Source organism: Pseudomonas sp. AC242, from assembly GCF_979258655.1.
The window spans coordinates 3488141-3504787 of sequence record NZ_OZ409873.1 but is presented as its reverse complement, the minus strand read 5'-3'; the positions used below and the strand labels follow the sequence as shown (position 1 = coordinate 3504787).

Annotated in this window: 13 protein-coding genes and 2 pseudogenes; 8 read left to right on the top strand and 7 right to left on the bottom strand. The window is 60.4% G+C overall.

Translation table 11 applies throughout. From position 1 onward, the window contains the following. Positions 1–60: 60 nt before the first annotated feature. The 3 genes from ACZZ0A_RS15675 to ACZZ0A_RS15665 all read left to right on the top strand — a co-directional run bounded on the left by ACZZ0A_RS15675 (position 61) and on the right by ACZZ0A_RS15665 (position 4101). The gene (locus tag ACZZ0A_RS15675; RefSeq protein WP_007915577.1) at positions 61–552 is read left to right on the top strand and encodes a sigma-70 family RNA polymerase sigma factor; all 492 of its coding nucleotides are present in this window, start codon (positions 61–63) and stop codon (positions 550–552) included. 40 nt (positions 553–592) lie between these two features. Then, positions 593–1576: a FecR family protein gene (locus ACZZ0A_RS15670; protein WP_463543424.1), complete on the top strand. Its 984-nt coding sequence runs from the start codon at positions 593–595 to the stop codon at positions 1574–1576. Positions 1577–1674: 98 nt separating this feature from the next. Then, the gene (locus ACZZ0A_RS15665) at positions 1675–4101 is read left to right on the top strand and encodes a TonB-dependent siderophore receptor (RefSeq protein ID WP_007915579.1); all 2427 of its coding nucleotides are present in this window, start codon (positions 1675–1677) and stop codon (positions 4099–4101) included. A gap of 54 nt (positions 4102–4155) precedes the next feature. On the opposite strand, the gene ACZZ0A_RS15660 is transcribed toward ACZZ0A_RS15665, so the two are convergent. Both ACZZ0A_RS15660 and ACZZ0A_RS15655 read right to left on the bottom strand, forming a co-directional pair. After that, positions 4156–5664, bottom strand: coding sequence for a trypsin-like serine peptidase (locus tag ACZZ0A_RS15660; protein WP_463543423.1), 1509 nt, complete (start codon positions 5662–5664; stop codon positions 4156–4158). 93 nt (positions 5665–5757) lie between these two features. Next, a complete protein-coding gene (locus tag ACZZ0A_RS15655) occupies positions 5758–6909 on the bottom strand; it encodes an MFS transporter (protein WP_007915581.1) in 1152 nt (383 codons plus the stop codon). Positions 6910–7145: 236 nt separating this feature from the next. Here ACZZ0A_RS15655 and ACZZ0A_RS15650 point away from each other — a divergent pair, with 236 nt between their 5' ends. Further along, positions 7146–8126, top strand: coding sequence for a diaminopimelate epimerase (locus tag ACZZ0A_RS15650; RefSeq protein ID WP_007915582.1), 981 nt, complete (start codon positions 7146–7148; stop codon positions 8124–8126). 253 nt (positions 8127–8379) lie between these two features. Here the strand turns inward: ACZZ0A_RS15650 and codA are convergent, their stop codons facing one another. From codA to ACZZ0A_RS15625, 5 genes and pseudogenes are all read right to left on the bottom strand, one after another. Next, positions 8380–9627 carry a cytosine deaminase gene (gene codA, locus ACZZ0A_RS15645; RefSeq protein WP_007915583.1) on the bottom strand — a complete coding sequence of 416 codons (1248 nt, stop codon included), beginning with the start codon at positions 9625–9627 and terminating at the stop codon, positions 8380–8382. A gap of 14 nt (positions 9628–9641) precedes the next feature. Beyond that, entirely contained in the window at positions 9642–10913 is a 1272-nt protein-coding gene (gene codB, locus ACZZ0A_RS15640; RefSeq protein WP_007915586.1) for a cytosine permease, read from the bottom strand. Positions 10914–11130: 217 nt separating this feature from the next. Continuing rightward, positions 11131–11944, bottom strand: a pseudogene (locus tag ACZZ0A_RS15635) (alpha/beta fold hydrolase). Positions 11945–12086: 142 nt separating this feature from the next. Further along, positions 12087–12443, bottom strand: coding sequence for a 6-carboxytetrahydropterin synthase QueD (queD, locus tag ACZZ0A_RS15630; RefSeq protein ID WP_007915588.1), 357 nt, complete (start codon positions 12441–12443; stop codon positions 12087–12089). Between the two features lie 85 nt (positions 12444–12528). Then, a complete protein-coding gene (locus ACZZ0A_RS15625; protein ID WP_007915589.1) occupies positions 12529–13608 on the bottom strand; it encodes a patatin-like phospholipase family protein in 1080 nt (359 codons plus the stop codon). A 192-nt stretch (positions 13609–13800) separates the two neighbouring features. Between ACZZ0A_RS15625 and ACZZ0A_RS15620 the strand changes: the two genes are divergently transcribed. The 4 genes and pseudogenes from ACZZ0A_RS15620 (at position 13801) to ACZZ0A_RS15605 (ending at position 16403) form a co-directional block, all read left to right on the top strand. Further along, positions 13801–14109 (top strand): PepSY domain-containing protein, encoded by a 309-nt coding sequence (locus tag ACZZ0A_RS15620; RefSeq protein ID WP_007915590.1) that lies wholly within the window; start codon positions 13801–13803, stop codon positions 14107–14109. After that, positions 14109–14420: a PepSY domain-containing protein gene (locus ACZZ0A_RS15615; RefSeq protein WP_007915591.1), complete on the top strand. Its 312-nt coding sequence runs from the start codon at positions 14109–14111 to the stop codon at positions 14418–14420. The genes ACZZ0A_RS15620 and ACZZ0A_RS15615 overlap by 1 nt, the downstream gene beginning before the upstream one ends. 3 nt (positions 14421–14423) lie before the next feature. Next, positions 14424–15092 carry a response regulator transcription factor gene (locus tag ACZZ0A_RS15610; protein WP_007915592.1) on the top strand — a complete coding sequence of 223 codons (669 nt, stop codon included), beginning with the start codon at positions 14424–14426 and terminating at the stop codon, positions 15090–15092. Beyond that, positions 15089–16403 (top strand): annotated as a pseudogene (locus ACZZ0A_RS15605) (sensor histidine kinase). Before ACZZ0A_RS15610 ends, ACZZ0A_RS15605 begins: the two are co-directional and overlap by 4 nt. Positions 16404–16647 lie beyond the last annotated feature (244 nt).

The following is a 16647-nucleotide window of genomic DNA, read 5'->3' as shown; positions in this document are numbered from 1 at the left end:
TCGCCTTAATAGGAAGCATTACTATCCACGCCCCTTTCCTCAGCACGCCGCCAAACCCCAATGCGTCCCCGCAGACCCGGCTTTTTCGAGCATTACGAAGAGTTGATCGGCACCTGGACTCGCCGCCTGCGCAATCGCGCGCAGGCCGAGGATCTGGCGCACGACACCTTTGTGCGGGTGCTTGAGTCGGATTCGGCGGCGGTGCAGCAGCCACGGGCGTATTTGCACCAGACCGCGCGCAATATCGCGGTCGACGGTTATCGGCGTGAGGATCGGCGCGGCGCCATGGAGTCCCAGGCCATCGATCACAGTGAGTCGTCATCCGGCGACCCGGAGCATTACATGCATGCGATCCAGTTGGCTGACTCCATCGAACGGGCGCTCGCTGAATTGCCGGTCAATTGCCGCAAGATCTTCGTCTGGCAGAAGATCGAAGGCCTGACCCAGGCGGAAATCGCCGAACGCCTGGGCCTGTCCAAGAACATGGTCGAAAAGTATATGATCCGCACCCTGCGGCATCTGCGTGATCGCCTCGACGGGTTGCAGTCATGAACCGCCGCAGCTTTTCATCCCCAGCCCAACAGGACATTCCATGATGGATACGCGTGATTGCGCGTGCGGGCAAACAACGGTGCGCGATGACGCGGCTCGCTGGTTTGTGCGTTTGCAGGAGCCGGCCGTCAGTGCCGACGAGCAGCAGCGCTTCGATGCCTGGCTGAATCAACATCCGCAGCACCGTGACGAATTCCAATTGCTCCAGGGCTTGTGGTCGGCGGCGGATTTGCTCCCGGCGCCACGCCTCAAAGCCCTTGCTGAAACGCCGCCCACTCGCCGCGAGCGCCGTCCGATGCTGCGTTATGCCGTGGCCGCGAGTGTGCTGGCGGTGGCGCTCGGCCTGGGTTTGTTCAGTGGTTTGAATCATCCCGGCGGCTACAGCGCCGAATTCGCCACGGCGCTGGGCGAGCGCAAACACGTGGCGCTGCCGGACGGTTCGGTGATCGATCTGAACAGCCGCAGCCGCTTGCAAGTGCACTATGAACAGGATCGTCGACTGATCGAGTTGAGCGAAGGCGAAGCGCTGTTCAGCGTCGCGCACGATACCTCGCGACCGTTCGTGGTCGAGACCGGAAATGGCAAGGTCACGGTCACCGGCACGCGTTTCGATGTGCGCCGTGATGTCACACAAACCCGCGTAGCGGTGGAGCAGGGCACGGTGAAAGTGCAGGGGCGCGATGCAGCGGATGATCACTTCATCAGCTTGACCGCAGGCCTCGGCACTTATGTCGATGCGCAAGGCAAAGTCGCCGCCGCCTATGCAGTCAACCCGGCGGAGCTGACAGCGTGGCGCAGCGGCAAACTGGTGTTCAACAACGCCAGCCTCAGTGAGGTCGCGGCCGAAGTCTCGCGTTACCGTGAGCAGCCGCTGACCGTGGCCAATCCGGCCGTGGCCAGTCTGCGCCTGACCAGCGTGTTCAAATCGGACAACACCGACGCTTTGCTCAAAGCCTTGCCGAGCATCCTGCCGGTGGCCGTTCGCACCCTTGCGGATGGCAGTCAGGAAATAATCGCAAAATAAAATTCAGGTTTTTTTCGAGTTCATCGTCTTCCTGTTCAACTGCAACTGGTTTGCATTAACAGCCGCACACTCTTGCGATCCACAGGACTACGTACGACGTGAAAAACACCACTGCCAACAACAAAAAATCCCCTTGGCTGCCGCTGGCCCTAGCGCTGGCGGTCAACGCTGCCATGCCGCTGGCGTTTGCCGGTGAAGCGATTCATATCCGCGCGCAGCCATTGGGTCAGGCCCTCAGCGAACTGGGCCAGCAGACATCGCTGCAAGTGTTTTTCAGCCCGGACCTGGTCGCCGGCAAACAGGCGCCGGCAGTCGACGGTGATATCTCGCCGGAGCAGGCGTTGCGCCAATTGCTGCAGGGCAGCGGTCTGGATTATCAGATCAACGAAGGTTCGGTAACGCTGTCGCCGGCCGCGAGTTCCGCCGCCAGCAACGGCCCGTTGGAACTGGGCGTGACCGACATCAAGGTGGTTGGTGACTGGCTCGGTGATGCCAACGCCGCCGTGGTGCAGAACCATCCCGGCGCGCGCACGGTGATCCGCCGCGAAGCCATGGTCGAGCAGGGCGCGATGAACGTCAGCGACGTGCTCAAGCGTGTCCCGGGCGTGCAGGTGCAGGATTCCAACGGCACCGGCGGCAGCGATATTTCCCTCAACGTCGGCGTGCGCGGTCTGACCTCGCGTCTGTCGCCGCGCTCCACCGTGTTGATCGACGGTGTACCGGCGGCATTCGCCCCGTACGGTCAACCGCAACTGTCGATGGCGCCGATTTCCTCGGGCAACCTCGACAGCATCGACGTGGTGCGTGGCGCCGGTTCGGTGCGTTATGGGCCGCAGAACGTCGGCGGGGTGATCAACTTCGTCACCCGCGCGATCCCGGAAAAAGCCACCGGTGAAATCGGCACCACCCTGGAAACCACTCAGTACGGTGGCTGGAAACACATCGATACGGCGTTCCTCGGTGGCACTGCCGACAACGGCATGGGCGTGGCGTTGCTGTATTCCGGCGTCAACGGTAACGGTTATCGCGAGCGCAACAACGGCAACGACATCGACGACGTGCTGCTCAAGACCCATTGGGCGCCCACCGATCAGGACGATTTCAGCCTCAACTTCCACTACTACGACGCCACGGCCGACATGCCCGGTGGTCTGACGCAAAAGCAGTACGACGCCAAACCGTACGACTCGGTGCGTGACTACGACCAATTCACCGGGCGGCGCAAAGATGTGTCGTTCAAATGGATCCGTCAGATCGACGAACGCACCCAGGCGGAAATCCTCACTTATTACACCGACAGTTTCCGTGGCAGTACCATCGCCGCGCGCGACCAGAAAACCCTCAGCTCCTATCCGCGCTCGTATTACACGCTGGGCATCGAGCCACGGGTCTCGCGGGTCTTCGATGTCGGCCCGACCACGCAGGAAGTCAGCGTTGGTTATCGCTACCTGAAAGAGGCGATGCACGAATCGTCGAGCCGAGTGGCGCTGGTCAATAATCAGCCGGTGCTCACGCCGACGTCTGATGGTCATGTTTTCCAGGATCGTACCGGCGGCACCGAAGCCAACTCGGTCTACCTCGACAACAAAATCGATGTCGGCAACTGGACCATCACTCCGGGCATCCGCTTCGAACACATCAGCACTGACTGGCATGACCGCGCGGTGCTCGACACGGCCGGCAAGCCGGTACAGGCGAAAAACCGCAGCATCGAGAGCAACGAGCCGCTGCCGGCGCTGAGCGTGATGTATCACCTGTCGGACGCGTGGAAACTGTTCGCCAACTATGAAACCTCGTTCGGCAGCCTGCAGTATTTCCAGCTCGGTCAGGGCGGCTCGGGTGATCAGACCGCCAATGGCCTGGAGCCGGAAAAGGCCAAGACCTACGAGATCGGTACGCGCTACAACGATGATGTGTGGGGCGGTGAGGTAACGCTGTTCTACATCGACTTCGATGACGAGCTGCAATACATCAGCAACGATGTCGGCTGGACGAATCTCGGCGCGACCAAGCACCAAGGCATCGAAGCGTCGGTGCACTACGACATGGCGGCACTGGATCCGCGCCTCGATGGCTTGACCGCCAACGCCGGTTTCACTTACACCCGCGCCACGTATGAAGGCGAGATTCCGGGTTTCAAGGGCCGTGATCTGCCGTTCTATTCGCGTCAGGTGGCGACCGTCGGTTTGCGTTACGACATCAACCGCTGGACCTACAACCTCGACGGTTTCGCCCAGTCGAAACAGCGCTCGCCGGGCACCGGGGTTAACGCTGATGGCAGCTTCAACGGCAACTACATCACTGACGGCACCGCAGACGGGCAGTACGGCGACATTCCGGGTTACGTGACCTGGAACGTGCGTGGCGGCTATGACTTCGGACCGCAGGTGTCGAACCTGAAGCTGGGCGCCGGGGTGAAGAACGTCTTCGACAAGCAGTACTTCACCCGCTCCAGCGACAACAACTCGGGGATGTATGTCGGCGCGCCGCGTACGTTCTTTGTGCAGGCCAGCGTTGGTTTCTAAGATGCTGTTGTGGCTGAACCGGTTTCACACGACTCAGTCACAATAGGCCTGAAGCTATTGATGAATCAGAAAGTCGATGGGCGGTCCGGGATTCCCCGCCAGGTCTGCGCCTTTGAGGCAGACGTTCTGCCGGCCATTGGCAACGGAAACATGGAACACGCCCGTGGAGGGCGATACGCGCTGGAATCCCAGCCCGTCATTGCAGTTGATGCTCCCGGGCTGCCCGGACTTGTATTGAAATTGAAAGGGATCCAGATCCGGTGAGACCGGAAAAACCCTGACATCGTAGTCATCGTCACCCACCCATTCGATTTTATAGGCCGGCGCCAACGGCGCTGGTGCTTCCAGCAACCACCGCCAATAGATGTTGGGGGTTTTTCCATCCGATTGTTTTGGCACGTCCGTAGGCCGCTGTTGACCAATCAGGCAGAGAAAATATAGCCCCGCACCTTCTTTGAGTTCATGGCTCAACTGATTCTCGGAGCCAGGGCGAGCGGTTTGTACCTGGCTATACCCAGCAAGCGACTGGCATTCGTCCAGCGTGCGCGTATAGCGATAGCGGTAGTAGGGAGCGCTCAATGCGAAGGTTTGCAGCCAATGCCATGGCACGACTTGTCCGTGCTCGTCACGCTCGACTTTGATGTAATCGCTGTTTTGCGATGATGTCGGAAAAGACCATGCCGCTCCCAGCGGGCAGTCACCCGGACGCGGGTCGAAACGCCCCTTGGTGAAGCAAGCACCCAGGCCTTCGGTTGTGGAGGCGTAGTTGGTGTCAGTTCGCTTGTTGACCTGCCCGGCAACGACTTCACAGGGGGCGCCCTTGTCACATCGATTACGCTCACTTCCGCGCGTGGTAGTGCCCAACACAGCCACGACTTCATTGGTATAACGCGCAAGCAATGGTGAGCCGGATAATCCACTGACAACATCGAGGCAACGGTTGCTCGATTGTCCTACCCATCGCCACGGGCCTTCGATGACCGCTGCCGAATGTTCCTGTTTGCATGCCATTCGCTGAATGAAGCCGTTCACGGGCGCGCCGGTGATCAAAATGTTTTCTTCGGGGGGCAAGGGGGCATGCGCCAGTTTCAGAGGCTCGATACCGTCGCTGATCAACTGTTCCAGAGGCCGTTCAAGTTCAACGATGGAGATGTCTTGGCCACGCAGCGTGCTCCAGCCAATCCGGCTTACCGCATAGGAGCGACTGTGCGGTTGCGTGTCGAAAAAATAATTGAACGTAACCCGACCCTTTGCAGGCTGATTGACGATGACCTCGTTATTGCCTATCTCCGGATGTGTGCAGTGTCCGGAGGTCAGTACATAAGCCGGATTCGACACAGTACCGGGTTCTCGTGTGTCAATGAGTGTACCGGAGCAGGTCATGCCGCCTTCAACTTCGACACGGCCAATGGCTTGCCAATGCGCATAACATCCGTTGGCATTGGCCAGCCGCTCAGCGGGAGCAAAGTTGGCTCCGCCTTCGCCCCAGTCGTATCGATTGACGGAGGCGCATCCCTGGAGAAGAGCGATAAGTGCAACAGCCGATCCAATTCGAATGTTCATGACAGATTTCCATTTCCGCGTGGCTGGAAATCACCATGATTCAAAGGGTTAAGGCCTGTCTACTGTCAAACCTGACAGGTGTCGCGCCAATCTTCATACTTTCAATGTCTTACCGCCGATGGCCACCGCGACCAACAATACCGCCATCAAGCCAAAGGCAAAGCTCAAGCTACTGGCATGGGCGACAAAACCGATTACCGCCGGCCCTGCCAGAATCCCTGCATAGCCCAAAGTGGTAATCGCCGGCACCGCGATGCTTTCCGGCATCACCGTTTGCTTGCCCACCGCCGTGTACAGCACTGGCACGATGTTCGAACAGCCGGCACCGACCAGCGCATAACCCACCAGTGCCGCTTGCCAGCTCGGCGCAAATGTCGCCAGAAACAGGCCAGCCGCAGCCAACAGACCGCCAAACAGAATGATCCGCGTGGCACCGACAATCCGCACAATGCGGTCACCCAGCAAACGTCCGGCGGTCATGGTCAATGCAAACGCCGCATAACCCAACCCCGCGTACGCCGTGTCGATCCCGCGTTCCTGCGCCAGAAACACCGCACTCCAGTCCAGCGCCGCGCCTTCAGTCAGGAACACGATGAAGCACATCCCGCCAATAAACAGCACGATGCCGTGAGGGATGGCGAATGCCGGTCCGGAGCTTTCACTGCCGTAAGGCAACATGTGCGGCACGCATTTGAACAATGCCGCGATCAGCACCACGACCACCACCAACATGGCTGCGAGAGGCGTCAAGCCGAGGCCGAGCAGGGCGCTGACACCCGCCGCGCCGACAATCCCGCCGAGACTGAACAAACCGTGAAAACCCGACATCATGTTCTTGCCGCTGGCGCGTTCGACGATCACCGCTTGCAGGTTCACCGTCGAATCCACCGTACCGAGGCCGGCGCCGAACATGAACAGGGTAGCGATCAGCGCCGGTATCGACGACACCGTCGCCAGTAACGGCAGCGCCGCGCAGATCAGCAGCGTGCCGCCGGTGGCCACCCGCCGACAGCCAAAGCGTGTGGCCAGAATCCCCGCCAACGGCATCGCCAGTATCGAACCGACGCCGAGGCACAACAGCAATAACCCCAGCGTGCCTTCATCCAGTCCGGCACGGGCCTTGGCGTACGGCACCAACGGCGCCCACGCGGCGATACCGAGTCCGGCGATGAAAAAGGCGATGCGCGTGGACATCTGTTGCAGGCGTCCGGGGACGAAGGTGTCTTGGGGGTTGAGGCTGGTCATATCGATCCTTGGCAAAAAACATCGCGTCCCCGAAGGACAGTGATTCAGCGACGAGGTTCGATCGCCGATGCTCGGGGACGTGCAGACGACATCCTACCCTGTGGGAGCGAGCCTGCTCGCGATAGCGGCTTGTCAGTCAATATTTTTTTGCCTGATACACCGCTATCGCGAGCAGGCTCACTCCTACAGGGGATTCGGTTTACAGTGGGATTCTTCGGTAGCAGGGACTAAGGTTGATGACGCAATTCTACGATGCACGGGGCAATATCTATGGGGTGATTGCGCCGCAGGCATTGCGCGACGCGGGCATTGTTTTGCCCGTCAGCGCCACTGAATGCGCCTCTGCGCGTCACTCTTGGAGCGCAGCGGCAATCAAACTCTGCTGCGACTGGCCCGAAGACCAACGCCCGGCAAACAGCAAGTCCCACCGCAGTGACGGCCTGCTGATCGGCCCGTTCCAGACGTCGCCGCCATTCGACGTGCTGATCGTCAACACCGACGGCACGCTCGCCGAGCGCAGTGGCAATGGCCTGACGATTTTCTCGCAGGCGCTGACCGAGCAAGGCTTGATGCCAGAGGAGGGTGCTTTGTTGCGCGTGCATCACGACAAGGGTTACGCCGTGGAGACCTCGGCGAAACCGGCTGAAGTCGAAGGTGTTAAAGGCTTCTGGCTCGATCTCGGCCAACCGCGATTTGGACCGGATGCGGTCGGTGCGCAGACTGTTCAAGGCATCGAGTTCAACGGTCGGGTTGTGAGTCACGTCCAACCCTTGGCACAACTTGATCGCGATTGGGCGCACAGCCAATTCGTGCGCATCGGAAACCCGCATTGTGTAACGCTGCTCAGCGCTGCAGCTGCTTTGCCGAGCAACGAGCAAATGCGTGAATCACCCCTGAACAAAGGCCTGACCGAAATCGCCTACGCCATGCCCACCGGTGCCGGAGATCCATGCCCGGCAGGTGTCAATCTGCAATGGGCGGTGCTGGAATCACCACAGAAAATCCTCGCGCGAGTATTTGAACGCGGCGAAGGGCCGACGGCGTCCTCCGGCACCAGTGCCAGTGCCGTGGCATCGGCGGCTTGGCGGGTGGGTTGGGTCGAGGCGGGAGAAGTGCAGGTGGTCATGCCCGGCGGCACGGCGCCGATTTTGCTCGAAGAAGCAGAGGGTGAATTGCGGCGGGTCAGGTTGTTTGGTACGGCGCGGTTGATGGGCTGAATTCAAAGACCCTATCGCTGGCAAGCCAGGCTCCCACAGGGTTTTGTGGTGAACACCTCATTTGTGTACGCCACTGAACCCTTGTAGGAGTGAGCCTGCTCGCGATAGCGGTAGATCAGACAACATCTTTATTGAATGCCAGTGCGCTATCGCGAGCTGGCTCACTCCTACATTGGATCTACGGTGCGCCACAGATCCTTGTGGGAGCTGGCTTGCCAGCGATGGGGCCATCAGCCCCGCCGCAGATCTCAGCTCAGCTCAGTTCACCACTGAACTCCACCACCGGCATCTGCCGCTTCATCAACACCTTGCCGCCGCGAATCGAGTACAACGGCAAGCCCTGACTGCGGATCACCTCGTAATCACTGTCCGCCGAGAGAATCAGCAGATTCGCCGGACGCCCCTGTTCCAGGCCATAACGCTCACCCAGGTGCATGGCTTTGGCGCTGTTATCCGTGACCAGGTCCAGCGCACTTTGCAGGTTGCGGTAACCGAGCATGTGGCAGATGTGCAGCCCGGCCTCAAGCACGCGCAGGATGTTGCCGTTGCCCAGCGGATACCACGGGTCGACGATGGAATCCTGGCCGAAACAGACGTTCATGCCGGCTTCGAGCAATTCATTCACACGGGTCACGCCCCGGCGTTTCGGGAAGTTGTCGAAACGCCCTTGCAGGTGAATGCTCTCGGTGGGGCAGGAGACAAAACTGATCCCGGAGTGGCCGAGCAGACGGAACAGTTTGGCGCAATAAGCGTTGTCGTAAGAACCCATCGCCGTGGTGTGGCTGGCGGTGACGAGGGCGCCCATGTCGCGGCTGCGTGCTTCTTCGGCGAGGACTTCAAGAAAGCGTGAATGCGGGTCGTCGGTTTCGTCGCAATGCACGTCGACCAGGCAACCGGTGCGCTCGGCCAGGTCCATCAGGAACTTCACCGAACTCACACCTTGATCGCGGGTGTACTCGAAATGCGGAATGCCGCCAACCACGTCCGCGCCCATGCGAATCGACTCTTCCATCAACTCGCGACCGTTGCGGAACGACTCGATGCCTTCCTGCGGAAACGCGACGATTTGCAGGTCGATGAGGTGATGGCTCTCCTCGCGCACTTCGAGCATGGCTTTGAGCGCGGTAAGTTGCGGGTCGGTGACGTCGACGTGGGTGCGCACGTGCTGGATGCCGTGCGCGGCCAGGGCTTGAATGGTTTTCTTGGCGCGGGTCTTGGTGTCTTCTTCGGTGATGGTGACTTTGCGCTCGCCCCAGCACTCGATGCCTTCGAACAGCGTGCCACTCATGTTCCAGCGTGGCTCACCAGCGGTCAGCGTGGCGTCGAGGTGAATGTGCGGTTCGACAAAGGGCGGCACCACCAGATTGCCGCCGGCGTCGAGGTCATCCGGGCCGAGAGTGGGCGCTTCGGTCTGCCGGGCGATGCTGCGGATCAGGCCGTCTTCGAGGTGTAATTCGTGCAAACCTTCCTGGTTGCGCAAACGGGCGTTGATGATGTGCATCAGGCGAATCCTTTTTATAGGTCTTGTAGTGGCGCGCTCGCGCTGCGAGCGCCGAGCACGCCGGTGACGATGACATACGTTAGCGCGGCAGCGGCGATCCCTACCAGTGGCGCGACCCAAGGCGAGCTGAACGCGGCGACAGTGCCGACCGCATAGGCCCCGAGGCCCGGCCAGTTGAACGCCGGCAACCGTGCGTCGGCCAGACGCGGATAGTGCCCGCGCCAACGGAAGAAAAAGTCCGCCATGATCACCCCGCCAATCGGTGGAATCACCGTGCCGAGCAGAATCAGATACGGCACCAGCATGTCGTACATGCCCAGCAGCGCGAGGAGGGTGCCAATCACTGCGCCGGCGAGGGTCACGGTTTTGCGCCGGCCGGTGCGCAGCAGGTTGCAACCGGCGACGGCGAAGTTGTAGATGGTGTTGTCCTGGGTGCTCCAGATGTTCAGCAACAGCATGGCCATCGCCGCCATGGCGAAACCTTGCAACAGCAGCACTTCAACCACGTCGGGTTGTTGGTAAACGATGGCGCCGTAAGCGCCGATCAATACCATCAGGCCGTTGCCGATGAAGAAACCGATCAGGCTGGCCAGCACCGCCACCCGGGCCGAACGCGAGAAGCGTGTCCAGTTGGTCGCCTGCGTTGCGCCGCTGACGAAGGTGCCGAATACCAGCGTAATGGCCGTCGACCAGTCCAGCGAACCGCTTGGCACAACGCTGAGCAAACCCTCGAATCCTCCGACTTTCACCGTCGCCACCCACATCGACAGCATCAGCAGCAACATCATTGCCGGCACCGCGATGTACGAGAGGATCTCCAGTCCGCGATAACCGACGTAGGCTGTGGCGCAGAACAGCAGACCGAACAGCACCATCAGGCCGAGCACCGTACTTTCGTCGAGATTGAAATATTTACCGATCACGACGGCAGCCGTCGCCGTGCCCCAGGCGTACCAGCCGATCTGGGTGAAACCGAGGATCAGGTCGCTGAGCTTGCTGCCGACTTCGCCGAAGCAGAAACGGCCCATCAACACCGAATTGAGGCCGCTCTTGAAAGCGATGTAACCCAGGCCTGCCGCGTACAAACCCAGCAGCAGATTACCGACGATGATCACCGCCATCATCTCGCCGAAACTGAACGCCACGCCGAGCTTGCCGCCGGCAAACATGGTTGCGGTGAAAAACGTGAAGCCCAGTAACACCATCGCCGTGGAGGCCAGGCCTTTGCGCGCATGCATGGGGACTTCGCTGAGGGGGTAATCGTTGCCGGGATCGTTCTGCGTCATGGGGCGGTCCTTGCTGGAATAGAGGAGACGCTGGGGAGGGTTGCAGTGGTCGTGCCAAATGCCGGATGGCGCGGGTTATGTATAGACGAGTCGCGTCGGCAAGCGCGAAAACAGTGCACCTGAATACACCGGAGCCCCAATGTAGGAGCTGCCGAAGGCTGCGATCTTTTGATCTTGTTTTTGATCGTTCCCACGCAGAGCGTGGGAACGATCAAGGTCAGAGGAAGCGCAGCAGGGCGGCGACGATGGCTTCGGGGGCGTCTTCCTGGACGAGGTGGCCGGCGTTGGCAATCGGGTGGGAATTGTGATCCCGGGATCATTTGATGTAACGCTCGGCCACGCTCGATGGGGATCCACTGGTCCTCTTCGCCCCAGAGAATCTGCACCGGACAGCGGATCGTCGGGTACAGGCTTTCTGCTTCACGGGTATAGCACTCGTCCATCTGCGCAATCTGCCGATAGAACGCCGCTTGCCCGGGATCGCCGAGCCACGGCTGCACGTAGGGTGCGAGTTCGTCGTCGGGGATATCGCGGTGAATTGCCCCGCGAATATAGGTCGGCACGATGGCGCGCTGGATGTAGTCGGGCAGGCCACTGAACGCCGCTTCATGCTGACGGACATGCTGCACGAATGGCGAACCCCACGGCGTCAGCGCCACCGGATCGATCAGCGTCAGGCTGCGGTAATCCTTGCCGTTGAGCAGGTGTGCACGCAGTACGGTGGCGCCGCCAAAATCGTGAGCGACGACATCGGTGTGTTGAATATTCCAGTGATCGAGCAACTGCGCCAACAGTTGGTTTTGCACGCCGAGAGAGACATCGGCGTCAGGTTGCTCGGAGCGCCCGTAGCCCAGCAGGTCGAAGTAATGCACGCGATGCGTGGCGAAAAAGTGCGGCGCGATCCGGTGCCACACGTATGACGAAAACGGCGTGCCATGCACGAACACCAGCGGCGGGCCGTCGCCGCGTATGGCGTAATGAACGGGATGCCCGTTGAAGTCAAAGACCTGATCCAGCAGCCAGTCTGTCATCGGCCTGTCCTCTTGGCGGGTGGGAGCCAAAAAGCATAGGCGTAAAAAAACAGCCTCGCGGGCTGTTCTCTATTTCCCAGACAAAACACCAATCCCCCTGTAGGAGCCTTCGGCAGCTCCTACGAGGGAGATCTACGTCAGGTTATTCACCGCGATAGATGCAACCGCTGGTGCACGTCTCGTGAATACGGATCGCGCTCAGTTCCGGCAACAACGGCTTCATTTCATTCCAGATGAATTTGGCCAGCACTTCGCTGGTCGGGTTTTCCAGACCGGGAATGTCGTTCAGGTAGTTGTGATCGAGACGCTCGTACAGCGGCTTGAAGATCGCTTTGATTTCAGAGAAATCGCGGATCCAGCCGGTGTGCGGATCGAGGTCGCCGCTGAGGTGAAGCGCCACTTTGAACGAGTGACCGTGCAGACGCCCGCACTTGTGGCCGTCCGGGACGTGCGGCAGGCGGTGGGCGGATTCGAAAGTAAACTCTTTGAAGATTTCCACGGTATTTTCGGCTCTGTTCAGATGGCGTTCGCCGCAGCGATTCGGGCAGGCGGCGAGTTTACCAGCTTGTCTTTGGCCGTGCTGACTAAAGGGTCAGCAAGCGCTCGGCGAGGCGACCATTGGCAGTCAGTTCAAGGAACTCATCGCCGAGGCGACGGCTCTCGTCCATCGCTGCGTGCCAGTATTTCTGCCGGCTCGGCGCATCGCCCATGAAGCGTTTGAAATCATTACGATCGGGGAGTTTGCCGTAGGGCAGACGCGCCAGATATTCCTTCGAAGGCGCGAGCAGCAGCACGTCCTGCAAGCGCTCCACCGAGGCCTTGCGCCATGGCAGGGTCTTGTCGAACCAGCCGGGAATCACCCGATCAGTGAAGTGCGGATAAAGCACGATGCCGTCGCCGCTGTAGGGCAGGTCAAGGTGATAGTCGAGCAGGCCACCGTCGCGGAACGTCCCGGCACCGGCGCCCGGCAGGTCGCGTACGCCTTCCATGACCATCGGGATCGATCCCGACGCCAACAAGGCCTGACGCAGATTGCCGGCATTCAGGGCGACAAAGCGCGACGGGAAATCGTTCAGCGCATTGACCGGCGGGGCGAGGCGTGGGTCGTGGATGATCAGTCGTTCGAAGTGCCGCGACAGCCGCGCGCGACCGCGCAGGTTGTCGGCAATCACCGAGCCCAGTGCCAGACCCAGTCGGCCGCGATGGTCATCGGCCAGACGCCCCTGACTTTTCACCACCATGATGTTCAGCCGGTAATGCGCGTTGTCGAGGATGCTCGCGTCGCGGCCGTCGAGCAGGTCGTTGAGCATGCGCTGCGAACTCTGGCTGATCTCGGCCATGGTCACGCCTTTGTTGAAATTCTGCTCGGCGTACAGATGACCGAGGCGGCGAATGCCTTCGGCGGCGTCCGGCAGGCAGGCGCTGGCGAAGCGCCAGGAACCGACCGAGGCGCCGATCAGCGAACGCTCACGCGGTGCACTCGGCAGCCATTCACCGAACAACGCCAGATCCAGTCCCTGAATGCCCAACGCCTTCGGTCCACCGGCCGCGCCGGGCAGGGTGCCGACATCGGCGGCGTTCAGGCCTTGGGCACGAATGCGCGCCATGGCGCGTGGGCCGGCCTTGAGGGTGAGGGCGGGGAATTTGATGTGGATGGCGGTCATACCGGTCTCGATCGTTAGCAAGCGAACAATTATAAGCACATGTTACAAAATCCTGTAGGAGCTGCCGCAGCCTGCGGCAGCTCCTACACGGGGGTATGTGTTGAGCTGGGGCAATGATGGCAATTCAGTTTCAGTTAAGTTCATCTCGCTAAGGTGCCCACCGTAAGCAACACATAAAAATACGGAGACCCCATGAAAACCCTGACTGCCCTGTCCATTGCCGCGATCATCGGCTTCACCGCCAACCTCGCCCACGCCCGCGATCTCGGCCCCGACGAAGCCCTGCGTCTGCGCGACGCTGGTACTATCGTCTCCTTCGAGAAGCTCAACGCCACGGCGCTGGAAAAACACCCGGGTTCGACGATCACCGATACCGAGCTGGAAGAGCAGTACGGCAAGTACATCTACCAGATCGAAATGCGTGATCCGCAGGGGCTGGAGTGGGATCTGGAATTAGACGCGGTGACTGGGCAGGTTCTCAAGGATCATCAGGATACGTAATGAAGGTTAATGTTCGCGCCACCCGCCGTACGGCGTTGGCGCTGGTGATGTGTTGCTCGACGGCCATGGCCCGCGACCTCGGTCCGGACGAGGCGCTTGATCTGCGCAAGCAGGGCGTGATCCTGCCGCTGGAGCAAGTGCTGCAGCAGGCGATGGATCGTTATCCCGGCGCAAAACTGCTGGAAGTCGAGCTGGAAGAAAAACACGACGTCTACATTTATGAAGTCGAGTTGCTGACCGTCGAAGGTGTCGCCCGTGAGCTGCACTTGAAGGCCGATACCGGCGAACTGGTGAAAGACAAGGAAGATTGATCGATGCGTTTGCTATTGGTGGAAGACCACGTACCGCTGGCCGACGAATTGCTCGCCGGCCTGCAACGCCAGGGCTATGCAGTCGATTGGCTGGCGGACGGCCGCGATGCGCTGTATCAGGGCAGCAGCGAACCCTATGACCTGATCATTCTCGACCTCGGCCTGCCCGGTGTACCGGGGCTTGAAGTGCTGGCGCAGTGGCGCGCCGGCGGCCTGGCGATTCCAGTGCTGATCCTCACGGCGCGCGATTCCTGGGCCGAGCGCATCGAAGGCCTGAAGGCCGGCGCTGACGATTACCTGACCAAACCGTTCCACCCCGAAGAGTTGCAGTTGCGCATTCAATCGCTGCTGCGTCGCTCCAAAGGCCAGGCCAATCAACCCACATTGCAGGCGGCCGGTCTGCATCTGGACGAAGGTCGCCAATGCGTGGTGCGCGACGGCGCCGACATTCAATTGACCGCCGCCGAATTCCGCCTGCTGCGCTATTTCATGCTGCACCCGGAGCAGATCCTCTCCAAAAGCCACCTCGCCGAACACCTCTACGACGGTGAAACCGAGCGCGATTCCAACGTCCTCGAAGTGCACGTCAATCACCTGCGGCGCAAGCTCGGCAAAAGTGTGATCGAAACCCGTCGAGGTCAGGGTTACCTGTTCGGCGGGCAAGCTTCGTGAGGTCGATCCAACGCCGCTTGAGCCTGGGTTTGATCAGCGTGATGGTGGTCGTCGGTGTGGTGGTGGCGCAAACCAGTCTGTGGTTGTTCGAAGTAGGTTTGCAGCGCTATCTCGAAGCCGGTCTGCGCAACGACAGCGAAAGTCTGCTGGTGGCATTGGTGCGCGGGCCGCAAGGCCTGCAACTGGATGAGCGGCATTTGTCGCCAGCTTATCAGCGGCCGTTTTCCGGGCACTATTTCCGCATTGATTTTGCCGACAGCCATTGGCGTTCGCGTTCGTTGTGGGATCAGGATCTGCCACTGCTCGACCATCCCGGGCTGCACAGCAATCTGCAACTGGGGCCGGACGGTCAGCAATTGCTGGTGCTGCGTTCGGACTATCGGCGTCTCGGCCAGTCGATTTCGATCAGCGTCGCCCAGGATTACACGCCGGTGCGCGAGAGCTTTCAGCGCATGCGCCAGATCGGCCTGGGCCTGGGTCTGGCGGCATTGCTGTTGATTCTGCTGCTGCAACGGCTGACCGTGCGTCGCGCCTTGAAACCACTGGAAAAGGCCCGCGAGCAGATTGCGCAATTGCAGCAGGGCCAGCGTTCACAACTCGATGAACAGGTGCCGGTGGAACTGGAACCGCTGGTGGCGCAGATCAACCATTTGTTGGCGCACACCGAAGACAGCCTCAAGCGCTCGCGCAATGCCTTGGGCAATCTCGGGCACGCCTTGAAAACGCCGTTGGCGGTGCTGTTGAGCCTGGCGTCCAGCGAAAAACTGGATGCGCATCCCGAGTTGCGCAAGGTCCTCAAGGAACAACTGGAGCAGGTGCAGCAACGGCTTAATCGCGAGTTGAACCGTGCGCGGCTGTCCGGTGATGCGTTGCCAGGTGCGCTGTTTGATTGCGATGCGGAACTGCCGGGATTGCTGGCGACCCTGAACATGATTCACGGCGAGCATCTGGCCTTGAGTTATGTCGCGCCGGCGGGATTGCAACTGCCGTGGGATCGTGAGGATTTGCTGGAACTGCTCGGCAACTTGCCTGGACAACGCCTGCAAATGGGCGGATGCCGAAGTGCGCCTGAGCGTGATCGAGCGTACGGATGGCTTTGCCCTGAGCGTGGAAGATGACGGTCCGGGGATTCCCGAAGAACAGCGCGCCGAGGTATTCAGCCGGGGCACGCGGCTGGATGAGCAGACCCACGGGCATGGCCTGGGGCTGGGGATTGTCCGCGATATTGTCGAGACCTGGGGTGGTTTGCTGGTGTTGGGCGAGAGTGAGTGGGGCGGGCTGAAGGTGGTGATCGAGTTGCCTCGGCGGTGAGCCTTTTAGAAGCCCCTCACCCTAGCCCTCTCCCGGAGGGAGAGGGGACTGACCGCGTTGTTTGTTCGAGGTACGCCGACGTGAGATACCGAGTCGAACTCAGGGTTTGAAAGCTTCCCTGTGACGTGAGACACCGAGTCGAAATAAGGTTTTGAAAGCATCACCGTGATCTGAAATAAGGAGTCGAACTCAGGTTTTGAATGGCACGGAGATCGGCTCCCTTTCCCCCTCGCCCCCCTTGGGG

Coding starts and splice junctions, on each gene's coding strand:
- ACZZ0A_RS15615 (WP_007915591.1), top strand. CDS start 14,109: ATGAAGGTTAATGTTCGCGCCACCCGCCGTACGGCGTTGGCGCTGGTG.
- ACZZ0A_RS15650 (WP_007915582.1), top strand. CDS start 7,146: ATGACGCAATTCTACGATGCACGGGGCAATATCTATGGGGTGATTGCG.
- ACZZ0A_RS15670 (WP_463543424.1), top strand. CDS start 593: ATGATGGATACGCGTGATTGCGCGTGCGGGCAAACAACGGTGCGCGAT.
- codB (WP_007915586.1), bottom strand. CDS start 10,913: ATGACGCAGAACGATCCCGGCAACGATTACCCCCTCAGCGAAGTCCCC.
- ACZZ0A_RS15655 (WP_007915581.1), bottom strand. CDS start 6,909: ATGACCAGCCTCAACCCCCAAGACACCTTCGTCCCCGGACGCCTGCAA.
- ACZZ0A_RS15660 (WP_463543423.1), bottom strand. CDS start 5,664: ATGAACATTCGAATTGGATCGGCTGTTGCACTTATCGCTCTTCTCCAG.
- ACZZ0A_RS15610 (WP_007915592.1), top strand. CDS start 14,424: ATGCGTTTGCTATTGGTGGAAGACCACGTACCGCTGGCCGACGAATTG.
- ACZZ0A_RS15625 (WP_007915589.1), bottom strand. CDS start 13,608: ATGACCGCCATCCACATCAAATTCCCCGCCCTCACCCTCAAGGCCGGC.
- ACZZ0A_RS15675 (WP_007915577.1), top strand. CDS start 61: ATGCGTCCCCGCAGACCCGGCTTTTTCGAGCATTACGAAGAGTTGATC.
- ACZZ0A_RS15620 (WP_007915590.1), top strand. CDS start 13,801: ATGAAAACCCTGACTGCCCTGTCCATTGCCGCGATCATCGGCTTCACC.
- codA (WP_007915583.1), bottom strand. CDS start 9,627: ATGCACATCATCAACGCCCGTTTGCGCAACCAGGAAGGTTTGCACGAA.